Raw genomic sequence first — 9578 nt, 5'->3', positions numbered from 1 at the left:
CCTTCGTCGAGCGGAACGTCGGCGCGTGGATGCACGTCGAGCACGGCCTGGGCCTCTACCTGTTCGCGAACGCGAACCGCCGGGCGCCGACGAACATGCACAACAACGCGATCTCGGTCAACAGCATGCACCGGATCCGGTTCGCGCAGGACCTGGCGCTGTACAACCTGACGTTGAGCGAGGAGATCCCCGACTTCGACGGCAGTGCCCACGTCCAGACCTGGAACGAAGACCCGGCATGGCAGGGCGTACGACGGGTCGCCGAGCAGATGACCACGATCGACGACTGGGCCGAGGCGATCTTCGCCGCCAACGTCGTCTTCGAACCGCTGGTCGGAGAGATGTTCCGGAGCCACCTGGTGCAGCAGGCGGCACCCGGCAACGGTGACTTCGTGACGCCCACGGTCGTCGGCGCCGGCGAGTACGACTACGCCGAGCGCGATCTGCGCTACACCAAGGCCATGTTCGAGCTGCTGACCAACGACCGGGAGTTCGCCGACCACAACAAGGCGATCCTCGACGGTTGGCTCTCCACGTGGGTCCCGCGCGCGATCACCGCGGCACGTGAGATGCAGCCGCTCTGGTCGCAGCCCGATTCCAAGCCACCGCGGTTCGAGGATGCGCTGGACCGCGCGAAGAGCCGCTTCAGCGGCATCCTCTCCGAGCTGAGCCTGCAGAACCCGAAGGAGCTGACCCAGTGAGCACGTTCAAGACGGCCGAGAGCCCGTACAAGTCCGACAACACCTCGTCGAACAGGTGTGGTGTCACCTTGATGAACAACCAGGTGGGTCAGGTAGTCGCCGAGGTGATGCGCGACAAGCCGGGCGTGAAGGTGATGCCGCTGCCCTCGATGATCAGGGTCGATGCGGAGCGGCGGATGGACTTCGTCTACGACGAGATCTCCGAGGCCCTCGGCGAGGAGCCCGGCTTCTTCGACAACGCCGAGTTCGAGGAGAACATGTCGACCCACTACGGCCGCATGATCCACGAGGACGACCGGACGATCATGTTCGCCAACCCCGAGGACGCCGCGGAATACCTGGGTTTCGACCTGGTCGCCTCCCCGAACTGAGTGACAGAATCCGCCTGAGCCGGGAGATCTCCTCGAGGAGGACAGGTGTACGAGAAAAACGGTGAGAAGTACTTCGTCGTCGACAGCCACATGCACTACTGGGACGCGAGCCCGCAGAACTGGGTGGCGGGCCACGAGAACTACGCCAAGGGCTGGATCGAGTGCTTCCACGCCTACCAGTCGCTCGGGCCGCCGGAGACCCATTGGACGATCGAACATTTCCAGAAGTACTCCGAACAGGACCTGATGAAGGACGTGTTCGAGACCGGCTATGTGGACAAGGCGATTTTCCAACCCACCTATCTGACGGAGTGGTACACCGAGGGTTTCAACACCACCGAACGCAACGGCGCCCTGTCGGAGAAGCACCCGGGCAAGTTCATCGTCAACACCCGGTTCGATCCGCGGGAGGGCGAGGCGGGCCTGAAGGACCTGGCCGACAATGTCGCCCGGTGGGGCTCCACCGGCGTCAAGCTCTACACGGCGGAATGGCGCGGCGACTCGCGGGGCTGGACGCTCAAGGACCCGGAGGCCTATCGCTATCTGGAGAAGGCCCAGGAGCTCGGGGTCAAGAACATCCACGTTCATAAGGGCCCGACCATCTGGCCGCTGGACAAGGATGCCTTCGACGTCTCCGACGTGGACCACGCGGCGACGGACTTCCCCGAGCTGAACTTCATCGTCGAGCACGTGGGGCTGCCGCGGATCGAGGACTTCTGCTTCATGGCGACGCAGGAGCCCAACGTCTACGCCGGCCTGTCGGTCGTGATCGGCGGCCTCATGTATGCGCGGCCGAAGTTCTTCGCCAAGGTGATGGGCGAGCTGCTGTTCTGGGTCGGCGAGGACAAGATGACCTTCGGCAGCGACTACGGCATCTGGGAGCCGAAGTGGCAGATCGAGGGCTTCGTGGACTGGGACTACCCCGGTGACGAATTCTCCGACTACCCGCGGGTCACGACCGCGACCAAGAAGAAGATCCTCGGGCTGAACGCCGCCAAGCTCTACGGCATCGAGGTGCCGAGGGAATGCCAGCTGGCACCGGAAAACGGGACTCCGGGTGCACAGGACGACGCGACGCTGGTCGAAGGCGGGGCCAAGGTGTGACAGAGACGGCCCAGATACTCGCTGCCCTGGAGGCGGTGCGCGATCCCGAACTGGATGAACCCGTCACCACGCTGGGCTTCGTCTCGTCGTGCGCCGTTTCTGCGGACGGTGATGCGTCGGTGCGGCTGCGACTGCCGACGTATTTCTGTGCCCCGAACTTCGCCTTCCTGATGGTGGCGGACGCCTACGACGCCGTGAGCGCCGTCGTGGGCGTGCGGCGGGCGGAGATCATCCTCGAGGACCACTTCGCCTCGGACGAAATCAACGGCGGGGTGGCGGCCCGGTCCGGGTTCGCCCAGTCCTTCGACGGACTCGCCGACGGGGAGCTCGACCAGCTGCGGACCGACTTCGTACGCAAGGCCGTGCTGGCGGGCACCGACCGGGTCTGCCGGCCACTTCTCGCCGCCGGCCGGACGGCCGAGGACCTCGCCGTCCTCACGCTGGGTGACGTGCCGCCGTCGGCCGACCGCGAACGGTTGCGGGCCCGCCGCGCCGAACTCGGCCTGCCGGCCGGCGACGACTCGGCGCTGCTCGTCGACGCCGTCACCGGGGAACCGGTGGGGGTCGAATCCCTGCCGATCCATCTGCGGCGGGCCCGACTGACCCGTGTGAGCGTTGAGGCCAACAGCGGCGTCTGCCGCGGTATGTTGCGCGAACGGTACGGAACTCGGGGGTTGGGCGAGGTGGAGGAGGACCGATGAAAGCCGTTCGGTTGCACGGATACCACCAGCAGCCGGTCGTCGAGGACGTGCCGGAACCGAAGGTCGAAGGTCCGCTCGACGTGGTCGTCAAGATCGGCGGCGCTGGGGTCTGCCGTACCGACCTGCACATCATCGACGGCCAGTGGGATCAGGCGATGCATCCGACGCTGCCGTACACCATCGGCCACGAGAACGCCGGCTGGGTGCACGACGTGGGCTCGGCCGTGACCAACGTCGCGGTCGGCGACACCGTGATCCTGCATCCCACCCCGACCTGCGGCCTCTGCCGGGCCTGCCGGGCCGGCCAGGACATGCACTGCGTCAACAGCAGCTTTCCGGGGCTCGACAGTGACGGCGGTATGGCGGAGTTCCTGCTGACCTCGGCGCGCGCCTGCGTCAAGCTCGACCCGGGCACGCGGCCGGAGGACGTCGCCGCGTTGGCCGACGCCGGCATCACGGCCTACCACGCGGTGCGCAAGGCCATCCCGTTGCTCTACCCCGGCACCACCTGCGCGGTGATCGGCGCCGGCGGGCTCGGCCATATCGGCATCCAGTGCCTCGCCGCGTTGACCGCCGCGGAGGTCATCGTGGTGGACCGCAACCCCGACGCCCTCAAGCTCGCGGCCGAGCTCGGCGCCCAGCACACCGTGGTCGCCGACGGGACGCATGTCGACGCGGTGAAGGACCTCACCGACGGGTTGGGTGCCGACGTCGTACTCGACTTCGTCGCCGAACAGGGCGCCGAGAACGACGGTTTCGCCATGACCCGGCCGGCCGGCTCCTACTTCGTCATCGGCTACGGCGGCACTCTCACCATCCCGACGCTCGACGTCATCTCCACCGAACGCAACATCATCGGCAACATCGTCGGCACCTACAACGAGCTCGCCGAGCTGATGGTCCTGGCGCAGACCGGCAAGGTCACCCTGCACACCAAGACCTACCCGCTGGATGCGGCGCCGGAGGCGCTCCGCGATCTCGACGCCGGCAAGGTCCGCGGGCGGGCCATCCTCGTTCCGTAGTCCACACGCCCACGACCACCACGCCCCAGGAGGACCACATGGCCAAGGAGTTGCGATTCGGTGAAGACGCCAGGGCCTTGCTGCTCTCCGGGGTCGAGCAGCTGGCCGAGGCGGTGAAATCGACCCTGGGGCCCAAGGGCCGCAACGTCATCCTGGAGAAGATCACCGGTTCCCCGGTGGTGACCAACGACGGCGTCACCATCGCCCGGGAGATCCACCTGGGCAACCAGTTCGAGAACATGGGTGCCCAGCTGGTCAAGGAAGCGGCGATCAAGACCAACGACATCGTCGGTGACGGGACCACGACGGCGACGGTGCTCGCCGAGGCGATCATCAAGCTCGGTATGAAGGCGATCGGGGCGGGCGGCAACCCCGTCCTCGTCAAGCGTGGTGTGGATCTCGCGGTCGCCAAGCTGGTCGAGCACCTGCAGAGCGTGGCGCACCCGGTCACCACGGAGGCCGACTATGCGCGGGTCGCGGCGATCTCCGCGAACGACGACGACGCCGTCGGCGCGGTACTGGCCAAGGCTCTGTACACGGTCGGCGACGGCGGGATCGTCACCGTCGAGGAATCGGGCGACAACGGGATGAGCGTCGACTTCGTCGAGGGGTTCGAATACGACAACGGCTACGTGTCGCCGTATCTGGTGACCCATCCGGCCAGCCTCGAGGCGATCCTGGACGACCCGTACATCCTGTTGTGCAGCGAGAAGATCACGAAGGTCCAGCAGCTGATGCCGTTGCTCGACAAGGTGATGCGAGCTCCGCGGCCGTTGGTGATCATCGCCGAGAACATCGAGGGCTCGGCGCTGAGCATGATCGTGCACAACCACGTGAACGGGGTGTTCCAGTGTGTCGCGACGAAGGCACCCGGGTTCGGTGACCGCAGGCTGCGGAAACTCGAGGACATCGCGACGATCGTGGGCGGCGAGGTCTTCAGCAAGCATTCCGGCTTCAGCCTGGAGACCATGACCATCGACCAGCTCGGCCGGGCCCGGCAGGTCCGGGTGACCGCCGACCGCACGGCCATCATCGACGGAGCGGGGTCGGCGGACCAGGTGGCCTTCCGGCTCGCCCAGCTGCGGGCCGAACTCGAGCGCGCGACGTTCGGGATCGACGAGGACGTGCTCACCGAGCGGATCGGGTCGCTGTCCGGCAAGGTCGCGGTGATCAAGGTCGGTGCGCCCACGAACGCCGAGCTCACCGAGTTGCAGCACCGGGTCGAGGACGCGCTATCGGCGACCCGTGCCGCGATGGCCGAAGGCATCGTCGCGGGCGGCGGCGCGGTCCTGGTGCACGCGGCGCCGGTGCTCCAGCAACTCGATGTCGAGCGGGACTACGCCATCGGCGTGGAGATCGTGCGCCAGGCACTCACCGAACCGGCCTTCCTGATCGCCAGCAACGCCGGCTATTCGGGCCAGGAGGTCGTGGCGAAGGTCTCCCAGATGGACGTCGACGAAGGGTTCGACGCCCTCCAGGGCCGTTACGGCAACATGATCGACATGGGCGTCATCGACCCGCTGCGGGTCTGTCGGGCCGCCCTGGAGAACGGCGCCTCGGTGGCGGGTCTGTTGCTCACCACCAACACGCTGATCGCCGAGGAACAGACGCCCTGGGGTGGCAGTCGCTCCCTGATGACCGAGTTCGGGCAGTTGGACGAGGGTTTGCACCAGCCGTCGCCTGACTCCAGCACGCCACAATCGCTGGGCCTCGGACCGTCGGTCGGGTGACCGTCCGGGAGTCCCCGCCCGGCACCGGTAAGGACGGCACGGTGCCGGAATGGTCCGTCGGCCAGATAGAGCCGGCGTCGCCCGACGATCTGAGCGCGCTCGCTCAGCTCCGCGCCCGCGGGCGGGTGCGCGGAGCGGTCGCTCTGCTGGGTCCGGCGTTCGTGGCTGCCGTCGCCTACATCGATCCCGGCAACTTCGCGACGAACTTCTCCGCCGGCGCCCGCTTCGGCTACGCCTTGCTGTGGGTGGTCGTCGTCGCCAACCTGATGGCCATGCTGGTGCAGTACCAGTCGGCGAAGGTAGGAGTGGTCACCGGCCGGGATCTGCCCGAGCTCTGCCGCGAGCATTTCCCGCGGGCGGTGTCGCGCAGCCTGTGGGTGCAGGCCGAACTCATCGCGATGGCTACCGACCTGGCGGAGTTCATCGGCGCCGCCGTCGGCCTGAACCTGCTGTTCGGCGTACCGCTGTTCCCGGCGGGTGTGATCACCGCTGTCGTCGCCTTCATCATCCTCGCCCTCCAGCAGCGCGGGCACCGCCGGTTCGAGCTCGCGATCGTCGGGCTGCTCGCCATCGTGCTCCTCGGCTTCGCCTACGACCTCATCGCGGTCGGTGCCGATCCCGGGGGCATCGCTGCGGGGCTGGTCCCGGGTTTCTCCGGCTCCGACAGCGTGCTGCTCGCGGCCGGAATCGTCGGGGCGACGGTCATGCCGCACGTCGTCTACCTGCACTCGGCGCTGACCAAGTACCGGGTGGAATGCCGCGACGACGGCGAACGCCGCCAGTTGCTGCGCTTCCAGCGACTCGACGTGACGGTCGCGCTCGGCATCGCCGGTGTCATCAACCTGGCGATGATGATCGTCGCGGCGTCGCTGTTCCACAGTGCCGGCGTCGTCAAGGTCGACTCGCTCGAAGCGGCGCACACCAACCTCGCGCGGCTCGCCGGCGGCGGCGCCGCACTGGCGTTCGCCGCCGCGCTGCTCGCGTCCGGCTTGTCATCCTCGAGCGTGGGTACCTACGCGGGCCAGGTGGTCATGCAGGGCTTCATCCGGCGCCGGATCCCGCTGTACGTGCGGCGCGGGCTGACGATGCTGCCCGCCCTGCTCGTGCTGGGCCTGGGCCTGCCCACGACCGAGAGCCTCATCCTCTCGCAGGTCCTGCTCTCGTTCGGGATCCCGTTCGCCCTCATACCCCTGCTGCTGGTGGCCCGGCGGACCGACATCATGGGCTCGCTGGTCAACTCGCGGCTCACGACCGCCGCGATGGGTGTGATCGCGGCGACGATCATCCTCTTGAACGTGTTCCTCATCTACTCCGCGATCTTCCGGTAGCGCCCCACGCCACCGGCCGGGCTCCACGACCAGGAAGTCACCTGATGACCCAGACCACACCGTCCGAGCCACCGACCGTCCTGCGGCGGTTGGACAGCGGCAGTGCCACCACGCTGGTCAACCTGCTCGCCACCTTCGAGGACCTGCAGATGGTGCTGCGGTGCTGCGAGCGCCTGATGTCCGAACTCGGCGCAGGCGACGCCGACGACGTCGCGATCGAGAGCGTCTGGACCACGGCTGTGCTCTCCTACGCGCGTTGCTTCTCCACCGACGATGCTCGCGCCCCCCTCACCGAGGACGATCTCACGGCCACCCTGTCCAACTCCGACGTGCTGGACTGGCACCGCGTACTCCTGCAGCTTCGCCAGCACTACGCACATCCCAGCGTCAATCCCCGTGAGCGGTTCTCGGTCGGGGTGGCCCAGGCAGCGGACGGCACGGCCGGCGGTATCGGGGTCGCCTCCGCGCGACAGCCGTCCGTGGACGACATCACGGTCCGCCAGACCGGGGCGATCGCGTTCGGGCTGAGCAAGATGGTGAACGATCGCATCGCGGACCAGCAGGCAAAGGTGTTCGACGAGGTGAAGGACCTCGGCAAAGCCGAGCTGGACCAGCTCGCGCCGCTGGAGGTCGCGCCACCCGACGAGCAGCCGGATGCGACGGGACCGGCTACGCCGTAGCTGCTGGCCATTTCGCGGACGCCGGACGGACGATCACGCCTTCTGCGTCAACCCGGTCAGTTCCTCCGAACGCTCCCAAAGCTCGGCGGCGAGGCGGTCGTCCTGTGCCTGGGCGCTCGGCTGCACCACCTTCTCCTTCTCGACGTACTGGCCGCGCAGCTCACCAGCGCCGGGGTCGAGGGTGAGCCAGACCAGCGAACGTGCTCCGCTCGCCGCAGATCGCAGAAACGGCGCGGCAAGGGTGAGACTGATTCGTGCCACCGTGCCGTCGTTCTTGCCGAAGCCGGTGCGAATCACGCCGGGGTGGAAGCAGTTGGCGGCGATGCCCGGGTTGCGGCGCTGTAGCTCGCGGGTGAAGAGGACGTTGCAGAGTTTGGAGGTGCCGTAGACGCGTCCGGGGCGGAACCGATCCCGTTCCGATTGGAGGTCGCTGAGGTCGAGCGAACCGCCTTTGTGGGCGTCGCTCGCCGTCGTCACTACTCGTCCGCCTACGGCGGTCAGCCGCGACAGCAGCAGATTGGTGAGCAGGAACGGGGCGAGATGGTTGAGCGCGAAGGTCCGCTCGAAGCCGTCCTGGGTGACGTGCCGCGACGTGAACATCGCACCGGCGTTGTTCGCGAGCACATCGATACGCGGATAGTCGTCCAGGAGCTCGGCTGCGAGCTTGCGGACCTCGCTCATCCGCTCGAGGTCGGCGACGTGCTCGTGAACCGTACTGCCGCTCGCGCCGGCGGCGCGTGCCTCCGCTGCGGTCTCTCGTACCCGCGCCTCATCGCGGCCGACGACCGCCAGCTCGGCGCCACGCCGGACCAACTCGACGGCGGCCGCCCGCCCGATCCCTCGCGTTGCACCAGTAAGAATCACGACCGGCATCGCTGCAGCCTAATCCCAGTTCTCGTGCTGATGGTTCTGGAGTCGACGGTGCTGCGATGCGGACCAGTCGTCATGGACCCTGGGCCGGCTCGGTGAACTCGGCGGTGGTCGCCACCGGCGCGGCGTTCGACGTCGGCGCGGTGCTCCCACCTGTGTCCGGGTCGTGATCCTGCGGGGCTGTCTCACTGAGGGCCGGGGGTCGGGTCACGTGGCGGCGGCCGGTGGGTGTGGTCCAGGTGAGGGTGGCGTCGTCGTCTTGTGTGACGGTCCAGCGGGTGTGGTGTTTGAGTCGGTGGTGGTGGCGGCAGAGGGCGGCGAGGTTCGTCGCGGTGGTGGGTCCGGTGGGGTAGGGGGTGGTGTGGTCGAGGTCGGCGGTGGTGGCGGGTTGTCGGCAGCCGGGGAACCGGCAGGTGTGGTCGCGGGCGCGGACGTGGTCGGCGAGTGGGGCGGGTGTGGGGTAGCTGCGGCGGCCGTAGTCGAGCAGCGCGCCGGTGGTCGGGTCGGTGAGTAGGCGCCGCCAGCGGCCGTCGGTGGCGATGCGGCGGGCTTCGGCGGCGGTGATGGGTCCGTAGCCGGTGAGGTGGGCGGGGTGGTGGTCGGCGCCGAGCAGGGTGGTGGCGGCGACGGTGACCTGTATCAGGGCGGGCGTCGGCTGGCCGGGTCCGCGGGTGTGGGCGAGGTCGGTGAGGGCGTCGGCGCGGCGGGCGTCCATCGACCGGCCGTCCGCGGTTTTCTTCGCCAGGGTGGTGAGTTGGTGGTAGAGGGCGGTGGCGTCGGCGGCGCGTAGCAGCGCCCACAGTTCGGCCATGCCGTTCCCGGCGGGGGTGAGTACGACGCGGCGGTCGGCGTAGGCCTGGGCGTGGCGGTGTTGCGCGCCGGCGGGGTCGGCGGCGATCACCGCCCGCGCCAACGCCGCCCGCAGCTGCCCGAGGGTCTGCCCGGCCGCGCGGGGCAGCACCCGGTCCTGCACGACGCTGGCCTGGGTGGGGGTGAGTGGGCGGGTGGCGTCGACGACCGACCGGGCCTTGACCGCGTCGATCGCCCCGGTCGACCAGGCGGTCAACGTGG

10 protein-coding genes are annotated in these 9578 nt (G+C 68.3%); 8 read left to right on the top strand and 2 right to left on the bottom strand.

The genetic code is table 11. From position 1 onward, the window contains the following. The 8 genes from VGH85_23045 to VGH85_23010 form a co-directional block, all read left to right on the top strand. The coding region (locus tag VGH85_23045; GenBank protein ID HEY2176698.1) for a toluene hydroxylase at positions 1-701 on the top strand (701 nt) is incomplete at its 5' end. Beyond that, positions 698-1072 (top strand): MmoB/DmpM family protein, encoded by a 375-nt coding sequence (locus tag VGH85_23040; protein ID HEY2176697.1) that lies wholly within the window; start codon positions 698-700, stop codon positions 1070-1072. The genes VGH85_23045 and VGH85_23040, both read left to right, overlap by 4 nt. A gap of 45 nt (positions 1073-1117) precedes the next feature. After that, a complete protein-coding gene (locus tag VGH85_23035; protein ID HEY2176696.1) occupies positions 1118-2176 on the top strand; it encodes an amidohydrolase family protein in 1059 nt (352 codons plus the stop codon). Further along, complete coding sequence (locus VGH85_23030) at positions 2173-2877, top strand: iron-sulfur cluster assembly protein (protein ID HEY2176695.1); 705 nt, start codon at positions 2173-2175, stop codon at positions 2875-2877. The genes VGH85_23035 and VGH85_23030 overlap by 4 nt, the downstream gene beginning before the upstream one ends. Next, the gene (locus VGH85_23025; GenBank protein ID HEY2176694.1) at positions 2874-3899 is read left to right on the top strand and encodes an NAD(P)-dependent alcohol dehydrogenase; all 1026 of its coding nucleotides are present in this window, start codon (positions 2874-2876) and stop codon (positions 3897-3899) included. The genes VGH85_23030 and VGH85_23025 overlap by 4 nt, the downstream gene beginning before the upstream one ends. Before the next feature lie 38 nt (positions 3900-3937). Beyond that, positions 3938-5629, top strand: a complete 1692-nt coding sequence (gene groL, locus VGH85_23020) for a chaperonin GroEL (protein HEY2176693.1) — start codon at positions 3938-3940, stop codon at positions 5627-5629. Beyond that, entirely contained in the window at positions 5626-6957 is a 1332-nt protein-coding gene (locus VGH85_23015; protein HEY2176692.1) for an Nramp family divalent metal transporter, read from the top strand. The genes groL and VGH85_23015 overlap by 4 nt, the downstream gene beginning before the upstream one ends. 44 nt (positions 6958-7001) lie before the next feature. Next, positions 7002-7637, top strand: coding sequence for a hypothetical protein (locus VGH85_23010; protein ID HEY2176691.1), 636 nt, complete (start codon positions 7002-7004; stop codon positions 7635-7637). Positions 7638-7670: 33 nt separating this feature from the next. On the opposite strand, the gene VGH85_23005 is transcribed toward VGH85_23010, so the two are convergent. Continuing rightward, entirely contained in the window at positions 7671-8510 is an 840-nt protein-coding gene (locus tag VGH85_23005) for an SDR family NAD(P)-dependent oxidoreductase (GenBank protein HEY2176690.1), read from the bottom strand. Between the two features lie 70 nt (positions 8511-8580). Continuing rightward, on the bottom strand, positions 8581-9578 hold a 998-nt coding region (locus VGH85_23000; GenBank protein ID HEY2176689.1), incomplete at its 5' end, for a DUF222 domain-containing protein.

This window comes from Mycobacteriales bacterium (assembly GCA_036497565.1).
Taxonomy (GTDB): Bacteria; Actinomycetota; Actinomycetes; order Mycobacteriales; family QHCD01; genus DASXJE01.
This window is presented reverse-complemented; position numbering and strand designations above follow the sequence as displayed.